Source organism: Bradyrhizobium sp. BRP56 (assembly GCF_020194035.1).
Taxonomy (GTDB): Bacteria; Pseudomonadota; Alphaproteobacteria; order Rhizobiales; family Xanthobacteraceae; genus Bradyrhizobium; species Bradyrhizobium australafricanum.
In genome coordinates this window covers 70,562-88,281 of the sequence record NZ_JADYVV010000012.1, presented here as the reverse complement: position 1 = coordinate 88,281, position 17,720 = coordinate 70,562, and the positions used below count along the sequence as shown (strand labels likewise).

Annotated in this window: 18 protein-coding genes and 1 tRNA gene; 14 read left to right on the top strand and 5 right to left on the bottom strand. The window is 65.1% G+C overall.

Annotation, left to right across the window (positions count from 1 at the left end; all coding sequences use genetic code 11):
* The first annotated feature begins 394 nt into the window (after positions 1 to 394).
* A complete protein-coding gene (locus tag I6F38_RS11335) occupies positions 395 to 1,015 on the top strand; it encodes a DMT family transporter (RefSeq protein ID WP_346657108.1) in 621 nt (206 codons plus the stop codon).
* The gene (locus I6F38_RS44210; RefSeq protein WP_346657107.1) at positions 1,009 to 1,272 is read left to right on the top strand and encodes a DMT family transporter; all 264 of its coding nucleotides are present in this window, start codon (positions 1,009 to 1,011) and stop codon (positions 1,270 to 1,272) included. Before I6F38_RS11335 ends, I6F38_RS44210 begins: the two co-directional genes overlap by 7 nt.
* A gap of 32 nt (positions 1,273 to 1,304) precedes the next feature.
* On the opposite strand, the gene argE is transcribed toward I6F38_RS44210, so the two are convergent.
* Both argE and I6F38_RS11325 read right to left on the bottom strand, forming a co-directional pair.
* Positions 1,305 to 2,474 (bottom strand): acetylornithine deacetylase, encoded by a 1,170-nt coding sequence (gene argE, locus I6F38_RS11330; protein WP_225160351.1) that lies wholly within the window; start codon positions 2,472 to 2,474, stop codon positions 1,305 to 1,307.
* 634 nt (positions 2,475 to 3,108) lie between these two features.
* Complete coding sequence (locus I6F38_RS11325; protein WP_225160350.1) at positions 3,109 to 3,894, bottom strand: SDR family oxidoreductase; 786 nt, start codon at positions 3,892 to 3,894, stop codon at positions 3,109 to 3,111.
* A gap of 152 nt (positions 3,895 to 4,046) precedes the next feature.
* Between I6F38_RS11325 and I6F38_RS11320 the strand changes: the two genes are divergently transcribed.
* Positions 4,047 to 4,754 (top strand): histidine phosphatase family protein, encoded by a 708-nt coding sequence (locus I6F38_RS11320; protein WP_225160349.1) that lies wholly within the window; start codon positions 4,047 to 4,049, stop codon positions 4,752 to 4,754.
* Between the two features lie 139 nt (positions 4,755 to 4,893).
* Positions 4,894 to 5,661 carry an SDR family oxidoreductase gene (locus I6F38_RS11315; protein ID WP_026192903.1) on the top strand — a complete coding sequence of 256 codons (768 nt, stop codon included), beginning with the start codon at positions 4,894 to 4,896 and terminating at the stop codon, positions 5,659 to 5,661.
* A 116-nt stretch (positions 5,662 to 5,777) separates the two neighbouring features.
* On the opposite strand, the gene I6F38_RS11310 is transcribed toward I6F38_RS11315, so the two are convergent.
* Positions 5,778 to 7,001, bottom strand: coding sequence for a serine hydrolase domain-containing protein (locus I6F38_RS11310; protein ID WP_225160348.1), 1,224 nt, complete (start codon positions 6,999 to 7,001; stop codon positions 5,778 to 5,780).
* A gap of 169 nt (positions 7,002 to 7,170) precedes the next feature.
* Between I6F38_RS11310 and I6F38_RS11305 the strand changes: the two genes are divergently transcribed.
* Positions 7,171 to 7,246: transfer RNA gene (locus I6F38_RS11305), tRNA-Trp, on the top strand.
* Between the two features lie 64 nt (positions 7,247 to 7,310).
* On the opposite strand, the gene I6F38_RS11300 is transcribed toward I6F38_RS11305, so the two are convergent.
* Entirely contained in the window at positions 7,311 to 8,516 is a 1,206-nt protein-coding gene (locus I6F38_RS11300) for an ABC transporter substrate-binding protein (RefSeq protein ID WP_225160347.1), read from the bottom strand.
* Positions 8,517 to 8,701: 185 nt separating this feature from the next.
* On the opposite strand from I6F38_RS11300, the gene I6F38_RS11295 reads away from it, so the two are divergent.
* A complete protein-coding gene (locus tag I6F38_RS11295) occupies positions 8,702 to 9,466 on the top strand; it encodes an FCD domain-containing protein (protein ID WP_018272155.1) in 765 nt (254 codons plus the stop codon).
* A 59-nt stretch (positions 9,467 to 9,525) separates the two neighbouring features.
* Complete coding sequence (locus tag I6F38_RS11290; protein WP_225160346.1) at positions 9,526 to 11,139, top strand: acyl-CoA synthetase; 1,614 nt, start codon at positions 9,526 to 9,528, stop codon at positions 11,137 to 11,139.
* 5 nt (positions 11,140 to 11,144) lie between these two features.
* Here the strand turns inward: I6F38_RS11290 and I6F38_RS11285 are convergent, their stop codons facing one another.
* Positions 11,145 to 11,978, bottom strand: a complete 834-nt coding sequence (locus I6F38_RS11285) for a DUF3313 domain-containing protein (protein ID WP_225160345.1) — start codon at positions 11,976 to 11,978, stop codon at positions 11,145 to 11,147.
* A gap of 204 nt (positions 11,979 to 12,182) precedes the next feature.
* Here I6F38_RS11285 and I6F38_RS11280 point away from each other — a divergent pair, with 204 nt between their 5' ends.
* From I6F38_RS11280 to I6F38_RS11250, 7 genes are all read left to right on the top strand, one after another.
* Positions 12,183 to 12,929 carry a response regulator transcription factor gene (locus I6F38_RS11280; RefSeq protein ID WP_225160344.1) on the top strand — a complete coding sequence of 249 codons (747 nt, stop codon included), beginning with the start codon at positions 12,183 to 12,185 and terminating at the stop codon, positions 12,927 to 12,929.
* Positions 12,926 to 14,263, top strand: a complete 1,338-nt coding sequence (locus I6F38_RS11275) for an ATP-binding protein (protein WP_225160343.1) — start codon at positions 12,926 to 12,928, stop codon at positions 14,261 to 14,263. Before I6F38_RS11280 ends, I6F38_RS11275 begins: the two co-directional genes overlap by 4 nt.
* A gap of 336 nt (positions 14,264 to 14,599) precedes the next feature.
* Positions 14,600 to 14,791: a preprotein translocase subunit SecE gene (gene secE / locus I6F38_RS11270; RefSeq protein WP_028335448.1), complete on the top strand. Its 192-nt coding sequence runs from the start codon at positions 14,600 to 14,602 to the stop codon at positions 14,789 to 14,791.
* Positions 14,792 to 14,811: 20 nt separating this feature from the next.
* Positions 14,812 to 15,345, top strand: coding sequence for a transcription termination/antitermination protein NusG (nusG, locus tag I6F38_RS11265; RefSeq protein WP_021081670.1), 534 nt, complete (start codon positions 14,812 to 14,814; stop codon positions 15,343 to 15,345).
* 130 nt (positions 15,346 to 15,475) lie between these two features.
* Positions 15,476 to 15,904: a 50S ribosomal protein L11 gene (gene rplK / locus I6F38_RS11260; protein ID WP_016840552.1), complete on the top strand. Its 429-nt coding sequence runs from the start codon at positions 15,476 to 15,478 to the stop codon at positions 15,902 to 15,904.
* 6 nt (positions 15,905 to 15,910) lie between these two features.
* On the top strand, positions 15,911 to 16,603 hold the full coding sequence (rplA, locus tag I6F38_RS11255; protein WP_018272150.1) for a 50S ribosomal protein L1: 693 nt from the start codon (positions 15,911 to 15,913) through the stop codon (positions 16,601 to 16,603).
* 155 nt (positions 16,604 to 16,758) lie between these two features.
* Positions 16,759 to 17,715 carry a 2-hydroxyacid dehydrogenase gene (locus tag I6F38_RS11250; protein WP_225160342.1) on the top strand — a complete coding sequence of 319 codons (957 nt, stop codon included), beginning with the start codon at positions 16,759 to 16,761 and terminating at the stop codon, positions 17,713 to 17,715.
* The last annotated feature ends 5 nt before the right edge of the window (positions 17,716 to 17,720 follow it).

Sequence of the window (17,720 nt, the reverse complement as noted above, 5' to 3'; positions counted from 1 at the left end):
AACAGGGCTCGCGCCGCTTTTTCTTTTTACCTCGCCCCGCTTGCGGGGAGAGGTCGGATCGCATGCAGCGAAGCGAAGTGCGATCCGGGTGAGGGGGAGTCTCCGCAACTCGTCTGCCGCCGTCTGTGCGGAGCAAGCCCTTCACTCAACCCACTAAGAGCGGGCTTCGCTCGTCTCGGCCCCCCGCAAGAGCGGGGCGAGGGAGCAGTAGGCCGATCGCGATTCCAAAGGCTCGCGCCGCCGCTGCAAGGTGCGGCATGTTTCCGCACTGTAGCCATCTGTGACTTGAGTTCGCGCTGCCGCTTTGGCAAGTCAGTCCGGTCAACGCCCTCCCTGGTCCTGATCGGACATCTTCATTTTGACCCTTTCCTCTAACCTTCGCGGCAGCCTGTTCATGGCTGCGGCCATGGCCAGCTTCACGGTCAACGACACCATCACCAAGGCGGTGTCGGCGGAGCTCAACATCGGCGAGATCCTGCTGGTGCGCGGCCTGGTCGCGATGGTGCTGGTCGCGGCGCTCGCCTGGTATCGCGATGCGCTGCGTAGTTTCAGCGTGCTGCTGATCTGGCCGGTCGGGCTGCGCGTCCTTGGCGAGATCGGCGGCACGCTGACCTATCTCTCCGCGATCGCGCAGATCCCGCTCGCCAATGCGTCGGCGATCTTCCAGGCGCTGCCGCTGGTGATCACGCTCGGCGCGGCGCTGGTGTTCGGCGAGCCGGTCGGCTGGCGGCGATGGCTCGCGATCGCCGCCGGCTTCATCGGCGTCCTCGTCATCGTTCGGCCCGGTGCGGAAGGCTTTAGCCAGGCTGCGCTCTTGGCGCTGGCGTCGGTCGGCTTCTGCGCGGTGCGCGATCTCGCCACCCGCCGCATCCCGAAGGACTTGCCGACGGTGTTCATCACGCTGCTCACCACCGTGACCGTGACGACGCGGGTGCTGTCGTCCTTGTCCCGCTCGGCGGCTGGAAGGCGCCGTCCGGCAATGCGCTCGGCCTGCTCACCTTCGCCGCGGTGCTGATCCTGATCGGCTATCAATGCATCATCGTGTCGCTGCGCACCGGCGACATCTCGGCGGTGGCGCCGTTCCGCTACACCGCGTTGCCGTGGGCGATGCTGACGGGCTATCTCGCCTTCGGCCACAAGCCCGACGGTCCAATGCTCGCGGGTGCCGCGATCATCGTGGCCTCCGGCCTCTATGCCTTCTACCGCGAGCGCAAGCGCGACAAGCTCCGCCCCGCAGCGACCGGACCGGGCCTGCCGCCGGATGGGCTGTGAGGCATCCGTGATCCTACGCAATCATTTGCAAATCACTTCGCGCAATGTGCGATCAGCCGTGCGACGAATGCGCCGCACGCTTCGAGCTGCGACATCTCGACGAACTCATCCGGGGTATGCGCCTGAGCGATCGAGCCGGGGCCGACCACGACGGACGGCACGTCCGCCATGCTGACGAACAAGCTGGCTTCGGTGCCGAAGGCGACCTTGGCGTGGTCGTTGCGGCCGGCAAATTGCTTGGCGAGCGTGACGACGGCGGCGTCTGCCTGGGTGTCGAGTGCGGGGTAGTCGAGGATCTCCTCGAAGTCGATGCCGCATTCGGGGTGCCGCTTGCGCATGTCAGGCTCGATCTCGGCCTTCGCCCAGGCGATGATCGCGTCCGTCACCTCTCTCGACTCGGTGATGCCGATGCCGCGGCACTCGAATTCCACCACGCAACTGTCGGGCACGATATTCAGCGCGGCGCCGCCATGCACGATGCTGGTGAGCAGGGTCGAGTGCGGGACATCGTAGAGGCTGCCTTGTTCGGCATCCGCAGCCAGCAACGCGGCGCGGCGGCGGATCTCGGTGATGAGGTCGGCGGCATATTCGATGGCGTTGACGCCGTCGGGCGCGATCGAGGAGTGGCGGGCAAGCCCGCGGAACGTGGCGCGCACGCCGTGCTTGCCCTTGTGCCCGATGATCACCTGCATCTGGGTCGGCTCGCCGACGAAGCAGCCGAGCGGCTTGATCGGCTTGCGCGCGACCTCGCACAGCATCGGCCGCACGCCGACGCAACCGATCTCCTCGTCATAGGAGATCGCAAGATAGATCGGCGTCTTCAGATCGGCCGCGAGCATCTCGGGAACCATCGCGAGGCAGACGGCGACAAAGCCTTTCATGTCGGTGGTGCCGCGGCCGTACAGCCGGCCGTCGCGCTCGACGAGCTCGAACGGGTTGTGGCTCCAGTCCTGTCCCACAACCGGCACGACATCGGTATGCCCCGACAGCACCAGCCCGGCCTTGTCCTCGGGGCCGATCGTGACCCACAAAGAGGATTTCTGCCCGGTTTCATCGACGATGCGCTGCCCCGTGAGGCCAAGCGAGGTGAGGTAGCGCTCGATGTAGTCGATCAGGGGCAGATTGCTGCGGTCGCTGACGGTGTCGAACGCGACGAGGTCGGCCAAGAGCTTGCGGATACGGTCGGGACGTTGATTTTGCATTGCCTGTTCGTTTGCGAGGGGATTGTGCGAGGAACTGCGAGTGTGCGGGCGATCCTGCCAGCGAAGTATAACAGCTGGATAGCCTGCCGAGGCCAAGCAATATTCGGACCGTTGCCGGCGGTCATTGCAGGTCCAGGCGCGTAGGATGGGTAGAGCGAAGCGAAACCCATCAAATGTATCCGCGCGGTGAGATGGTGGGTTTCGTGGAGTTTGTCATCGGATCGCGCGCGTTGCGCGGACCTAGGTCGGAACGAAAGGCAGGACTCGGACGATTCATGTCGCGAGAATGCGAAACTGTTCCCCATTCTCGGCTGTCATCGCCCGGCTCGGACCGGGCGATTCAGTACGCCGCGCCCTCTCGGCTCAAGCACAGACGTCTCTGGAGTACCGGATCACCCGCATGCGTATGCGCAGGTGATGACACCGCGCATTTGTCATCATGAATCGGAGACCGTCCACTGCCGTCGTCCCGGCGGAGGCCGGGACCCATAACCACCAATGCTGCTTGTTGCGCGACGACGGAACGACGAGTCCCGCTCACAACCCCGGCTGCGGCGTATGGGTCCGGCCTTCGCCGGGACCGACGCTGGTGTATGCCGCGGCACCACGGACGATGGCTTGGAGACTGCCCTCGCTAGATCGGCTTGCCCGTATACGGCATCGATGCGGTGAGGCCGCCGTCGACCGGGATGGCCTGGCCGTTGACGTAGGACGCATCATCGCTCGCCAGGAACAATCCCATCGCGGCGAGCTCATGCGGTTGGCCGGCGCGCTTCAGCGGATTGAGCTGGCCGATCTTGTCCTGGGTGCCGCGCTCCTTGGCGCGATCGAACACCGGTTTGGTCATGCCGGTCTCGATCAGGCCCGGGCACACCGCATTGATGCGGACGCCGGTGCCGGAGAGCGAGTAGGCGGTGGTCTGCACCAGGCTGATGACGCCGGCCTTGCTCGCGCCGTAGGGATGTCCGCTGGCACCCGACTTCAGGCCCGCGACGGAAGCAGTGCAGACGATCGAGCCAAAGCCCTGCTTGGTCATGTGCGGGATCGAATGCTTGATCGCGAGGAACGGGCCGATCAGATTGACGCGCAGCACTTCCTGCCAATGCTCGACGGTCTGGTCGGCGAGCGGGACGAGACCGCCGCTGACACCGGCATTGGCCCAGATCGCATCGAGCTTGCCGTACTTCGAAACCGCCTTCTCGATGAAGGCCTTCACGTCGCTCTCCGAGCCGGCATCGGCGGTGACGGCCTCGACGGTGCCGCCGGCATCGCGCACCAGCTTGGCGGTCTCGTTCACGCCCTCGGTGCGATCGACCGCGATCAGCTTGGCGCCTTCCCTGGTGAACAGCAGCGAGGCGGCGCGGCCGATGCCGCTGCCAGCGCCGGTGATGATGACGGATTTGCCTTCGAGGCGGCCCATGAGTTTCTCCCTGTTCACGTGATTAGTTCGGGTGGTCCTTGGCGCGTCTGCCGCGCGACGGAATTCAAACAAAATTTCAAACGTCCGAAGCACTTGAGACGATGTGCGGCGTGACGTACAGCGAGACGGGACACTATTGAAGGGCTCATCCGATGTCCAATCCAGACAAGCCTGACGTGACGGTGACGCGGTGGTGGTGGGTTCGTCACGCACCGGTACGCAGCGATGGCGGCAACATCTACGGACAAGAGGATATCGACTGCGACACCGGCGATGTCGAGGTGTTCGAGGCGGTCGCCAAGATGCTGCCGCGCAACGCGGTCTGGTATTCGAGCAATTTGAAGCGCACGCACAAGACCGCGGACGCGATCTGGGCTGCCGGGTTTCCAAAGCCGGAAAGCATGACGCAGGAACGCGACTTCGCCGAGCAGCATCTCGGCCAATGGCAGGGTATGAACCGCGCCGCGTTTCTCGCCAGTCGTCCGCCGGGTACGGCCTGGTTCGCCGACGTCAACGAGCCCGCGCCCGGCGGCGAGAGCTACATGGATCTCTACACCCGCGTCTGCCGCACCATTGTGCGGATCACCGCCGCGGAAGCGGGCAGGAATATCATCGCCGTCGGCCATGGCGGCGTCATCAAGGCTGCGGTCGGGTTGGCGCTCGGCGGCCAGCCGGACAGGGGGCTGTCGTTCGATATCGACAATGTCTCGGTGACGCGGCTTGATCACATCGCGAGCGCCGGCCTGTCGACCTGGCGCTTGCCGATGGTGAACCAGCAGCCGTGGATTGCCGATCCGCGCCACGCCGCGATGCATCAGCCGTCCGGGCCTGAAGTCAGGCCGGCGAGCAAGCTTGCGTGATCGTCATTCCGGGATGGTCCGAAGGACCAGACCGCAGATGCGCAATTGCGCATCGGGGAATCTCGAGATTCCGGGTTCGACGCTGGTGCGTCGCCCCGGAATGACGCTAAGACGAACACTTAACATCAGGGAGAGAAACATGACCTTGTTCGACATGAAGGGAAAAGTCGCCGTCATCACCGGCTCGACGCGCGGCATCGGACGCGCGATCGCCGAGCGCATGGCCGAGCACGGCGCCAAGGTCGTGATCTCCTCGCGCAAGGCTGACGTCTGCGAGCAGGTGGCGAAGGAGATCAACGACAGCTACGGCAAGGGCACCGCGGTTGCGATCGCGGCCAACATCTCGTCGAAGGAAAACCTGCAGAACCTGGTCGACGAGAGCAACCGCGCCTTCGGCAAGATCGACGTGCTGGTCTGCAACGCGGCGTCCAATCCTTACTACGGTCCGCTCGCCGGCATCTCCGACGATCAGTTCCGCAAGATCCTCGACAACAACATCGTCGCCAACAACTGGCTGATCTCGATGGTGGTGCCGCAGATGATCGAGCGCAAGGACGGCTCGATCATCATCGTGTCATCGATCGGCGGCCTGAAGGGCTCGACCATCCTCGGCGCCTACGCGATCTCGAAGGCCGCCGACATGCAGCTCGCGCGCAACCTCGCCTGCGAATACGGCAAGCACAATATCCGCGTGAACTGCATCGCGCCGGGCCTGATCAAGACCGACTTCGCCAAGGCGCTGTGGGACAACCCGGACAATCTGAAGGCCTCGACCGCGCGCTCGCCGCTGCTGCGGATCGGCGTGCCGGACGAGATTGCGGGCGCCGCCGTGATGATGGGCTCGCGCGCCGGCGACTTCATGACCGGCCAGACCATCGTGATCGACGGCGGCGCGACGATCAGCTGAGCATCACTCGTCATTCCGGGGCAGCCCGCAGGGCTGAACCCGGAATCTCGATGTTGTTGCGCGAGATTCCCCGATGCGCGATTGCGCATCTTAGGTTCGCGCCCCGGAATGACGGACTACTCCACCGCCGCGTACACCCCGTTGCGTACCAGCGAGCGGGTATATTCGCGCTGGCCCGGGCCCTGCATCATGAAGACCGCGATCAGGTCTTCGCTCGGATCGATCCAGAAGAACGTGCCGGCCATGCCGCTCCAGAAATACTGCCCGACCGAGCCGGAGAACGGCGCGATGCCGTGCTGCATGCGCACCGCGAAGCCGAGGCCGAAGCTGTGGCCGGGCGACACCAGCGTGCCCTGGATCTTCACGCCGGCGCCGAGGTGATCGGAGGCCATGAATTCGAGCGTCTTGCGGCCGATGATCCTGGTGCCGTCGAGCGATCCGCCGTTCAGCAGCATCTGCGCGAAGCGGGCATAGTCCATGGTGGTCGAAACCAGCCCGCCGCCGCCGGATTCCATCGCCGGCTTCTCCAGCATGTTGAACAGCTGCACCTTGACGTTGGTCCAGGGATCATTGGCAAACGCCTCGGCGAGGCGGCCGGCATTGGCTTCCCCGGTGTGGAAGGCGGTCTCGGTCATCTGCAGCGGCGCGAGGATGTGCTCAGTGAGGTACGCGCCGAGCGTCTTGCCGCTGACGACCTCGATGATGCGGCCGAGGATGTCGGTGGAGCGGCTGTAGTTCCACTCGGCGCCGGGCTGGCAGACCAGCGGCATGCCGGCGAGCATGGTGGCGTGCTCGGCATTGGTGATCTTGCGGCTGCGCAGCCGCGACTGCTGGTAGAGCTGCTGCACCGGGCCGTTGCCGGTGTGGTCATAAGTAAGCCCAGACGTGTGGCGAAGCAGGTCGTGGATCGTCATCGGCCGCTGCGCGGGTACCAGCTCGAGCTTGCCGTTGTGCTCGACGCCGACCTTGGTCTCGGCGAATTCGGGGATGAATTTCGCCACCGGGTCGTTGAGCAGGAAGTGGCCGTCCTCCAGCAGCTGCATGATGCCGATCGAGACGATCGGCTTGGTCATCGAGAAGATGCGGAAGATCGTGTCATGGGCCATTGGCGCCGAGGCGGTCGGGCTTTGCCGGCCGATCGCGTCGAACCAGCCGATCTGGCCGCGCCGCGCCACCAGCACCGTCACGCCGGGCACGGTTCCCTTGTCGACCTCGCGGCGGAAGGTGTCGGACATCGCCTGCAGCCGCACGTTCGACAATCCGATCGATTCGGGCTTGGCGAGGGGAAGGGACGGGGTGGTCGGGCTGGCGGCGTGCTTGGTGGCGGTTTGGGCGTTCATGGTCTCTCCCTGGTTCTTGATTCTTGCGGCGAGGTGCCGACACGGGGTGATCGCCGAAGTCTGGCGCAGAAGTTTTGCAATGAACAGAAGCTTCACCGCTTCGCCCTTGCAAACCGGCCATGCCCTGTGCTTGAAACGGCGCGAACCGGCGGCGACGCGGGTTCCCTGCAGGAGTGTAGCTCAATTGGTAGAGCACCGGTCTCCAAAACCGGGGGTCGCAGGTTCGAGCCCTGCCACTCCTGCCAGCTTTTACCCAATCATTTGAAGGTGTTGGCCGAGGTCCCGGACCCCGGCCATGATCATGTTTGCCTACTTGATGAGCGGGCAGCCGCCGTCCTTCAGCGGCCGGAACGCCTGGTCGCCGGGCACTTCGGCGAGCACCTTGTAGTAATCCCACGGCGCCTTCGATTCCTCGGGCTTCTTGACCTCGAACAGGAACATCGAGTGCACCATGCGGCCGTCCTCGCGCACCACGCCGTTGTCGGTGAAGGCGTCGCGGACCGGGGTCGCGCGCATCTTGGCCAGCACCGGCTTGGTCTCCTTGGTGCCGGCGGCCTTCACCGCGTTGAGGTAGTGCAGGGTGGCGCTGTAGGTCGCGGCCTGGTTCATCGTCGGCATCCGCTTCATGCGCTCGAAGAAGCGCTTGCCGAAGGCGCGGGTGCGGTCGTTGAGATCCCAGTAGTAGGCCTCGGTGATGATCAGGCCCTGCGCGAGCTTCAGCCCGAGGCTGTGGATGTCCGAGATGAACATCACGATGCCGGCGAGGTTCTGCCCGCCAGCGACGATGCCGAATTCGGAAGCCTGCTTGATGGTATTGATGGTGTCGGCGCCGCCATTGGCCATGCCGATGATCTTGGCCTTCGAGGCCTGCGCCTGCAGCAGGAAGGACGAGAAGTCCGGCGTGTTGAGCGGATGCCGCGCGCTGCCGAGCACCTTGCCGCCGGCGGCGCGGACCACGTCGCCGGTGTCGCGCTCGATCGAATGGCCGAACAGATAGTCGGCGGTGATGAAGAACCAGGTATCGCCGCCGTTCTTCACGATCGCGCTGCCGACGGTGTGGGCGTTGGCGTAGGTGTCGTAAGTCCAGTGCAGCGTGTAGGGCGAGCAGGACTTGCCTGTGATGTCGGAGCTCGCCGCATCCGTCACGATCATGATCTTCTCGAACTGCTTCGACATCTCCATGCCGGCGAGCGCGGTCGCCGAGGTCGGCATGTCGATGATCATGTCGACATTCTCGGCCTCGTACCATTTGCGGGTGATGGTGGCGGCGACGTCGGCCTTGTTGAGGGCGTCGGCGGTGACGAGCTCGATCGGCTTGCCGAACATCGACCCGCCGAACTCCTCGATCGCCATCCTGGTGGCCTCGACATTGCCGGCGCCGCCGATGTCCGAATAGACCGACTGGAAATCCGTGAGCACGCCGATCTTGAGCGGCGCCTGCTGCGCGAGCGCCGGCCCTGCCAGCACAGCCGCGATCAGGCCGGCGGCGGACAGACTCGTGACGATGGATTTCATGATGGTGTGCCTCCCCGAGGTGTTCTTATCAGTTTGTCCGACAAAGTTAGATTTGCCCGGTTCCGGTGTCAATTTCGACCGCCCGGGTGCGACAATCAGGCCGAATATTGCCCGTTTGACGCCCCAAGGGCCTTCGCCTATCTTTTGTCCGACAAACGACAATCGGGGTCCGGGGGGAGCTGAAGATGCCCACCACGCCGCTGTTCCGGCGTATCGATGTCGCGCCGGCCTATCAGAAGGTCGCCGACGCGATCGAACGCGAGATCATCAACGGCCGGATCAAGCCGGGCGAGCCGATCGGCACCGAGCAGCAGCTGGTTGCGCAGTTCGGCGTCAACCGCTCGACGGTGCGCGAGGGCATTCGCGTGCTCGAGGAGGGCGGGCTGATCCGCCGCGATTCCAGCCGCCGGCTGCAGGCCTGCCTGCCGCGCTACAACAAGCTCGCGACGCGACTGTCCCGCGCGCTGATCCTGCACGAGGTGACGTTCCGCGAATTGTTCGAGACCTCGATGACGCTGGAGGTCGCGAGCGTCGAGGGCGCGGTGGAGCGCGCGACCGAGGAGAACATCGCCGAACTCGCCGGCAATCTCGAGCGCAGCGCAGCTGTCGTCGGCAACCCCGCTGCGCTGGCCGAGCTCGATGCGGAATTCCATGTGCTGATGGCCAAGGCCTCGCAGAACCGCGTGCTGCAGCTGGCGCGCGAGCCCGCCGCGCAACTGTTCTTTCCGACCACCGAGATGATCGTGGGCGGCGTGCCCGAGGGCGGCGCGCGGCTGGTCGAGGCGCATCATCATCTGCTCGACGCGATCAAGCGGCGCGACAAGGAGGCCGGCGTGCTGTGGACGCGGCGGCACCTGCAGGACTGGCGGCGCGGCTTCGAGAAGATCGCCTCGCTCGATCGCTCGGTCGAGCACACCTACATGGAACACGCTTACGCCGCCCGGCAATAGCGACGGCGCGGCCAAGACGAGACGAAAACAACGACAACAAGCACATTCGGGAGGGACAAATGAGCGGAGACATCGCAGCAACCATCCAGCGCGCCCGCGAGCACAGCATCGGCGATCTGCTGCGCCGGTCGGCGAAGCGCTACCCCGGCAAGACCGCGCTGATCTGCGGCGAAGTGAGCTGGAGCTTTGCGGAAATGGACGCGATCTGCAATCGGCTCGGCCGCGGCTTGCTCGCGCTCGGCGTTGCGAAGGGCGATCGCGTCGCGGTGCTGTCGCGCAACTCGCACGGCTTCGCCGCGCTACGCTTTGCGGTGGCCCGGATCGGCGCCATCCTGGTGCCGATCAACTTCATGCTCAATCCGGACGAGATCAATTTCATCCTCGCCAATTCCGGCGCCAAGCTGCTCGCGGTCGGCCCCGATTTCGTGGAAACGGCGCACGCTGCGGCCGCCAAGGGCTCGGCGGTCGAGACCTTGGTCTGGCTGCCCGGCGAGGATCCGGCCACCGCGCCCAACGGCATCACGACGTTCGACAGCCTGTTGCACAGCGACGCGTCGGCGCCGGAGGCGTCGGTGGACAGCCGCGATCCCGCGCAGATCATCTACACCAGCGGCACCGAGTCGCTGCCGAAGGGCGCGATCCTCACCCACGAAGCCGTCATGTGGCAGTATGTCAGCTGCATCATCGACGGCGGCATGGCGACGGACGATACGGTTCTGCACGCGCTGCCGCTCTATCACTGCGCGCAGCTCGACGTTTTCCTGGGGCCCGCGATCTATCTCGGCGCCACCAGTCTCATTACCGGCAAGCCGGTGCCCGACAATGTCCTGGCGCTGATCGCGGCCCACAAGATCAATTCGTTCTTCGCGCCGCCGACGATCTGGATCGCGATGCTGCGCTCGGGCGCTTTCGACCGCACCGACCTGTCGACCCTGCGCAAGGGCTACTACGGCGCCTCGATCATGCCGGTCGAGGTGCTGCTCGAGTTGCAGCGCCGGCTGCCCGAGGTGAAGTTCTGGAATTTCTACGGCCAGACCGAGATCGCGCCGCTCGCGACCGTGCTGACGCCGGAGGACCAGCTGCCGAAGGCAGGTTCAGCCGGCAAGCCGGCGATCAATGTCGAGACGCGGGTGGTCAGGCCTGATATGACCGACGTCGGGGTCGGGGAGGTCGGCGAGATCGTGCATCGCTCGCCGCATCTTCTATCCGGCTATTACAACGATCCGGTCAAGACCGCGGCCGCGTTCGCCGGCGGCTGGTTTCATTCCGGCGATCTCGCGACCGTCGATGCCGACGGCTACATCACCGTGGTCGATCGCGTAAAGGACATGATCAAGAGCGGCGGCGAGAATGTCGCGAGCCGCGAGGTCGAGGAGATGATCTATCGCCTGCCTTCGGTGTCGGAGGTCGCGGTGGTCGGGCTGCCTGATCCGCGCTGGATCGAGGCGGTGACCGCGATCGTCGTGGTCAAGGCCGGCCAGAGCCTCGATGCCGACGCCGTCATCAAGCATTGCGCGGCGTCGATGGCCCATTTCAAGGTGCCGAAGCAGGTCATCTTCGTGGATGCCTTGCCGAAGAATCCGAGCGGCAAGCTGCTCAAGCGCGAGCTGCGCCAGCGCTATCTCGGCGGCGCCACGCTCGACCAGGCGGTGCAGAAGAGCTTCGCCGGCTAGGCTGTCTATTGGCCAGCTGTCGCGGGCGCCTTGTCCGACCATTCCGGCGGCAAGCCAAGCTTGCCGGCGGCCATTCCGACCAGGCCGGGACTGCGGCCGAACGCCTCGCAGGCCGCGTATTTCGGCTTGCCGCCGAGCGTTGCGCCAATCTTGTCGAACGATGGCAGCTCCGGCGCCTTGCCGAATGGCGTCGCGCCGGTGACGACGAGCTTGCTGAAATCGTCGCTGAAGGAAGGGGCGAGATCGTAGGCGTCACCGGCGCTCGAGACCATCGGCGAGTTGGTGAACGAATTCGCCCCGCGGGCCCAGATCATCGCCGCCTGCTGGCGGCTGGCCTGATCCCGCACCTCGGCTTCGACGGTCAGGCTGCCAAGCCCGACCGGCAACCGCGGCACCGGCACCGGCACGCCCGCGCCGAGCGCGCTCGGCAGGAAGCTGACCACCTTGGAAGTGCCCGCCGCGACCTCGTCGGTGGGCGCCGCCTGGGTGACAAGCGCGTGCACGGACAGATCCGCAGGCTGATCGGCACCAACGACCTGAAGCCGCTCGCTCAGGCCGACGCACAGCGAACGATCGATCGCGTTGGCCACCAGGTGCCGCTGCTCCTGGGACAGCGTCGGCGACGCTGTCTGCGAGAAGGTCGTCGGGACGATCCGCACGGTCTTCGCGGCGAGGACCTCGTCCTTGTTGACGCGAACCAGCGATTTCGCCAGCACTCCGTCGGACGGCGTGAGATTGTCGTAGGATGCCAATGACCCGCCCCGCGTCATCGGTGCGCTGGCACAGCCCGACAACAACGCCACCACAACCGCAGCGCGCGGCAGAAATTCGATTCTCATGTACCCCTCGAACGACCGCTCACCCCACGAACGATCGCACGTCACGATAGGGCAGGGCCGCCGGGGTCGGGATTAAGAGATATTAAGTCAGATGTAGCTCGCGAAACCGCGCGACCTATTTGAGCCACATTTGGCCGTGCAGGCTTAACAAAACGCTATATTTGCGCACTGCGCATCCGGGGCCGAGGCCTCTAAAATGCCGTGATGCAAATCCTGGAATACGACCTCGTGGCTTTCCCCGTCACCAACGCACGCATCCTCTGCGTCGAGGACGATGCCGATATCGCGCGCATGCTGGCCGAGGTGCTTGAGGACAACGGCTTCAGGCCGGTGCTGGTCGGCTCGGCCGTGGAGATGGATGCGCTGCTCAAGCGCGAGAGCTTTGATCTCGTCGTACTCGACGTGATGCTGCCGGGCGAGGATGGGCTGAGCATCTGCCGGCGCCTGCGCATGTCGTCTTCGATTCCGATCATCATGGTCACCGCGCGCGGCGAGGACATCGACCGCATCCTCGGCCTCGAGCTCGGTGCCGATGACTACGTCACCAAGCCGTTCAATTCGCGCGAACTGGTCGCCCGCATCCGGGCGCTGCTGCGCCGCGTCGAGAGCGGCGCCTCGTCGCGGTCACGGCCGCGTCCGCTGACCTTTGCCGGATGGCGCATCAACCCCACTACCCGTGAGCTGCATGACCCCGCGGGCGTCCGGATCACGCTGACTGGGGCCGAGTTCGATCTGCTGCTGGCGTTCTGCCGCAACCCGGGACAGGTGCTGTCACGCGAGCAGCTGATCGAGCAGGCCTTCGGCGGCCTGATCGCCTCAGTCGAGCGCAGCGTCGACGTCCATATCAGCCGCATCAGGCAGAAGATCGAACCGGATCCGAAGGACCGCTCGATGATCAAGACGGTGCGGCTCGGCGGCTACCTCTTCACGCCTGCGGTCGAGCAGATATGATGGGATGGGCGCAGCGGCTGATGCCGCGCAGCGTCGCTGCGCAACTCATGAGCCTCGTCGCGCTCTCGGAACTGATCGGCATCACGCTCGCGGCGGTGACCATCATTTTTCTGTTCGATTCTCCCTCGATCACCGACACGCAGAAGTTTCTGGCCGGGCGGGTCGCGGAGCTCACGCAGCTTGTGCGTTCCACGAAGACGCTGGCAGACGCGGATGAACTGCTGGCCGCAGCCAGGCGCGGCGGTCTCGACGTCAGGCGCGTCGCCTTGGGCGAACTGGTGCCTCGAACAGCCGCAGAGACGCGGTCGTTTTCCATGCGAGCGTTCCGGCAACTGGCTGCCGAGCCCGGAATTGAATTGATGGAGGATCTGCGCCATCCCGCAGGCTCGTCGTCACAGGTGATCGTGAGACTCGACGATGGCCACGCGCTGATGGCCGACGTTGCGGTCAAAGGCGGCCTTTGGTCCACTTTGCTCCGCCCGCTGGCCGGGGGGACGATCATCGTGCTGATCTCGATGCTGTTGCTGTCGGTCTACGCGGTGCGTTGGGTGATCGCGCCGCTGGCCGACGTCGCGCGTGCCGCGACCTCGTTCGGCCGCTCGCCGCGGGCTCCCGAGGTGCTGCGCCGGCGCGGTCCGCTCGAAATCGCCCAGGTCGCCGACGCGCTGAACGACATGCGCACGCGTATCGCAGCGCTGCTCGACGACCGCACCCGCATGCTCGCCGCCATCAGTCATGACCTGCGGACGCCGCTGACCCGGCTCAGGCTGCGCACCGAGCGCGTCGGCGACGACGCCCTGCGCCCGGCGATGCTGGGCGATATCGCCAAGATGACGCGCATGATCAACGAGACCCTGGAGTATCTGCGCGAGGATGCCCGCTCGGAGGCGGCGTCGTTCATCGACCTGCCGAGCTTCCTGCAGACCATCTGTTCGGACTTCGCCGACATGGGCCACGCGGTATCCTATGCCGGGCCGGCGCGTCTGCCTTATGCCTGCCGGCCCCGCGCGCTGTCGCGCGCCGTCACCAATATCGTGGAGAATGCGGTCAAGCACGGCAGCAAGGTCGCGGTGACGCTTCGCCCCATGGAGGCCGGCCACATCGAGATCGAGGTGGCCGACGACGGTCCGGGCATTCCGCCGGCGCTGCACGACAAGGTATTCGAGCCCTTCTTCAAGGCCGACAGCGCCCGGCAGGAGGGGGGCTTCGGGCTGGGGCTATCGATCGCGCAGGATATCGCCAAGCGCCATGGCGGCAGCATCGCGTTGAGGCTGCGGGAGCCGAGCGGACTGCTCGTATCGATGCTGCTGCCGCCAAAACCCGGCCTGGCCTAGAGGAGGCGAGACGAACGACGCTGATCGCGCCAGGAAGCCAGGGATCGCAGGGCGCTGGCTAAGCCCTTGATTTGGAGAGACCAATGCCCGATCTGCCCGAACCGGGCGGGCGCCGGACCCGACCCCGCCGATCTTGACGTTTGGCCGGTCTCGCAGTAGATACCCGGCACTCGCAGCCGGCCCGCTTTGATGGCGGATATCCGGCGCGGCCTTATTCCCCGAACATTCGAGCTCGTTTATCGGCTCAACCTTCCAAACGAGGGCTGGGTCCGCAAGGTCGGCTGTTCGGATTCCTTGAAACGTTGCAATCGTCCGGTAACGGACGCGGATCTCACGATGGCTTTCAGCCCGTTCAAATTCCTGCAGGAAGTGCGCTCGGAGACCGCCAAGGTCACCTGGCCGACGCGCCGCGAGACGACCATCACCACCATCATGGTGTTCGTGATGGTGGCGCTGGCCTCGGTCTTCTTCTTCGCCGCAGATCAGATCATCCGCTATCTGATTACCCTGATACTGGGCATCCACTGATGAGCATGGGAACTCAATTGATGGACAAGCGCTGGTACATCGTCCACGCCTATTCGAACTTCGAGAAGAAGGTTCAGGAATCGATCCGCGAGCAGGCCAAGCAGCGTGGGCTGGAAGAACTGTTCGAGCAGATTCTAGTGCCGACCGAGAAGGTCACAGAGGTGCGCCGCGGCCGCAAGATCGACGCCGAGCGCAAGTTCTTCCCGGGCTATGTGCTGGTGAAGATGAAGCTGACCGACGAGGCGTTCCATCTGATCAAGAACACCCCGAAGGTGACCGGCTTCCTCGGCGCGGAAAACAAGCCGATGCCGATCTCGGAAGCGGAGGCGATGCGGATCCTGCACCAGGTGCAGGAGGGCGTGGAGCGTCCGAAGGCGTCGGTGTCGTTCGAGATCGGGGAGAACGTACGCGTGGCCGACGGCCCGTTCGCTTCGTTCTCCGGCGTGGTGGAAGAAATCGACGAGGCGCGCTCGCGCGTCAAGGTCGCGGTGTCGATCTTCGGCCGCGCGACGCCTGTGGAACTGGAATTCGGTCAGGTCGAAAAGGTGGTCTGACCGGACGGCGCGGGGTATATGCCTCGCGTCAAGTCGAGAGGCCGTGGGAGGGAGGAGGCGGTCGCCAGCCCCTTCAACCGAACCACGGAACCTGAAAACGCCGGCCCGTCCGGCACAACAGGAGTGATAAATGGCAAAGAAAGTGACCGGATACCTGAAGCTTCAGGTCCCGGCCGGTGCGGCGAATCCTTCGCCCCCGATCGGCCCCGCGCTTGGTCAGCGCGGCCTCAACATCATGGAGTTCTGCAAGGCGTTCAACGCGCAGACCCAGAAGGAAGAGAAGAACACCCCGATCCCGGTGATCATCACGATCTATGCGGACCGGTCCTTCACCTTCGAGATGAAGACCCCTCCGATGTCCTACTTCCTCAAGCAGGCCGCCAAGATCCAGTCCGGATCGAAGGCGCCGGGCCGTGACAAGGCCGGTCAGGTGACCAAGGCGCAGGTGCGCGAGATCGCCGAGAAGAAGATGAAGGACTTGAATTGCGACACCATCGAATCGGCCATGAAGATGGTCGAGGGCTCTGCCCGTTCGATGGGTCTGGAAGTTGCGGGGTAACGGGCCATGTCAATCGGAAAGCGTTTGAAGAAGGCCCGCGAGGGCGTCGATCGCGAGAAGCTCTATCCGCTCGCGGATGCCATCAAGATGGTCAAGGAGCGCGCCAAGTCGAAGTTCGACGAGACGATCGAGATCGCGATCAATCTCGGCGTCGACCCGCGCCACGCCGACCAGATGGTCCGCGGCGTCGTCAACCTGCCGAACGGAACCGGCCGTACGCTGCGCGTCGGCGTGTTCGCGCGCGGCGCCAAGGCTGAGGAAGCCAAGGCCGCCGGTGCCGACGTCGTCGGTGCCGAAGACCTGGTCGAGAAGGTGCAGGGCGGCGCGATCGATTTCGATCGTTGTATCGCCACGCCCGACATGATGCCGCTGGTCGGCCGCCTCGGTAAGGTGCTCGGTCCGCGCGGCATGATGCCGAACCCGAAGATCGGCACCGTGACCATGGACGTCACCAACGCCGTGAAGGGTGCCAAGGGCGGCTCGGTCGAGTTCCGCGTCGAGAAGGCCGGCATCGTGCAGGCCGGCATCGGCAAGGCCTCGTTCTCCGAGGACAAGCTGGTCGAGAACGTCAAGGCGCTCGCGGATGCGGTCTCCAAGGCGAAGCCGGCGGGCTCCAAGGGCACCTACATCCAGCGCGTGGCGGTTTCCTCCACCATGGGCCCGGGCGTGAAGGTCGAGCCGGGCACGATCCTCGGCTGAGATCCTTGGCCGTGACGAGATAAGAGGGGCGGGACCGGGCAACCGGTTCCGCCCTTTGTTTTTGCCAAGGCGTTTTCAAGCGAAGTGGCTACCGGTTCGCGTGAAGAAAGCGCGCCAAGACAAAGATCTGAAGCCTCTCGCAGGAAAGAAGAACAATGCCCGATAAGGTCCTGGTCTATTCACGCTTTCCCAAGGCCCAGCTGATCCGCTTCGGCGAGCGCTATGAGCTGTTGAACGCGGCGGGCAAACGATTGGACGAAGCGTTCCCGGCGGCCGAGCTCGCCGATATCAGCGCCATGATCACCGCGGGCGGCACGGCGCTCGGCACGGAGGCCATGGACATGCTGCCGAAGCTCGGCGCGATCGTCTGCTACGGCACCGGCTATGACGGCGTCGATCTCGCCGCGGCCGCCAGGCGCGGCATCGCGGTCGGCCACAGCCCGGGGGCCAATGCGGCCTCCGTTGCCGACACGGCGGTGACCTTGATGCTGGCGTCGGTGCGGCGGCTGCTGGTGGCTGACAATTACGTCCGGAGCGGCGACTGGGCCGGTGCAAAGCCGTCGCCGATGATGCGGCCGCAGGCCGGCATGCGCGGCCGCAAGGTCGGCGTCTACGGCATGGGCGAGATCGGCCGCAAGATCGCCGCCCGCGTCGCGGCCTTCGAGACCGCGGTCGGCTATTTCAGCCGCTCGAAGCACGACGTGCCCTATCAATACTTTCCGACGCTAGAGGCGCTCGCCGATTGGTGCAGCGTGCTGCTGGTCGCCGTCCGCGCCGGCGCCGAGACCGAGCATGCGGTCAATTCCGACATCCTGCGCCGGCTCGGCAGCGACGGGTTCGTCGTCAACATCGCTCGCGGCTCGGTCATCGACGAGAAGGCGCTGGTCGCAGCGTTGACCGACGGCGTGATCGCCGGTGCCGGCCTCGACGTGTTCGCAAGGGAGCCGCATGCGCCCGATGCGCTGACGGCGTTGCCGAACGTGGTGCTGTCGCCGCATCTCGGCGGCCACACGCTGGAATCGCACGTCGCCATGCAGGATTGCGTGCTGGCCAATCTCGACGCGTTCTTTGCCGGCAAACCGCTCGCCTATCCGGTGGCGACGGCGGCCTGACCGGA

Excerpts from the sequence above, each read along its gene's own strand:
- I6F38_RS11285 (WP_225160345.1), bottom strand. The coding sequence starts at position 11,978 with ATGAGAATCGAATTTCTGCCGCGCGCTGCGGTTGTGGTGGCGTTGTTG.
- I6F38_RS11280 (WP_225160344.1), top strand. The coding sequence starts at position 12,183 with ATGCAAATCCTGGAATACGACCTCGTGGCTTTCCCCGTCACCAACGCA.
- secE (WP_028335448.1), top strand. The coding sequence starts at position 14,600 with ATGGCTTTCAGCCCGTTCAAATTCCTGCAGGAAGTGCGCTCGGAGACC.
- I6F38_RS11325 (WP_225160350.1), bottom strand. The coding sequence starts at position 3,894 with ATGGGCCGCCTCGAAGGCAAATCCGTCATCATCACCGGCGCTGGCAGC.
- I6F38_RS11275 (WP_225160343.1), top strand. The coding sequence starts at position 12,926 with ATGATGGGATGGGCGCAGCGGCTGATGCCGCGCAGCGTCGCTGCGCAA.
- I6F38_RS11315 (WP_026192903.1), top strand. The coding sequence starts at position 4,894 with ATGACCTTGTTCGACATGAAGGGAAAAGTCGCCGTCATCACCGGCTCG.
- I6F38_RS11300 (WP_225160347.1), bottom strand. The coding sequence starts at position 8,516 with ATGAAATCCATCGTCACGAGTCTGTCCGCCGCCGGCCTGATCGCGGCT.
- argE (WP_225160351.1), bottom strand. The coding sequence starts at position 2,474 with ATGCAAAATCAACGTCCCGACCGTATCCGCAAGCTCTTGGCCGACCTC.
- I6F38_RS11320 (WP_225160349.1), top strand. The coding sequence starts at position 4,047 with ATGTCCAATCCAGACAAGCCTGACGTGACGGTGACGCGGTGGTGGTGG.
- I6F38_RS11335 (WP_346657108.1), top strand. The coding sequence starts at position 395 with ATGGCTGCGGCCATGGCCAGCTTCACGGTCAACGACACCATCACCAAG.
- nusG (WP_021081670.1), top strand. The coding sequence starts at position 14,812 with ATGGACAAGCGCTGGTACATCGTCCACGCCTATTCGAACTTCGAGAAG.
- rplK (WP_016840552.1), top strand. The coding sequence starts at position 15,476 with ATGGCAAAGAAAGTGACCGGATACCTGAAGCTTCAGGTCCCGGCCGGT.
- I6F38_RS11295 (WP_018272155.1), top strand. The coding sequence starts at position 8,702 with ATGCCCACCACGCCGCTGTTCCGGCGTATCGATGTCGCGCCGGCCTAT.
- I6F38_RS11250 (WP_225160342.1), top strand. The coding sequence starts at position 16,759 with ATGCCCGATAAGGTCCTGGTCTATTCACGCTTTCCCAAGGCCCAGCTG.
- I6F38_RS11290 (WP_225160346.1), top strand. The coding sequence starts at position 9,526 with ATGAGCGGAGACATCGCAGCAACCATCCAGCGCGCCCGCGAGCACAGC.
- I6F38_RS11310 (WP_225160348.1), bottom strand. The coding sequence starts at position 7,001 with ATGAACGCCCAAACCGCCACCAAGCACGCCGCCAGCCCGACCACCCCG.
- rplA (WP_018272150.1), top strand. The coding sequence starts at position 15,911 with ATGTCAATCGGAAAGCGTTTGAAGAAGGCCCGCGAGGGCGTCGATCGC.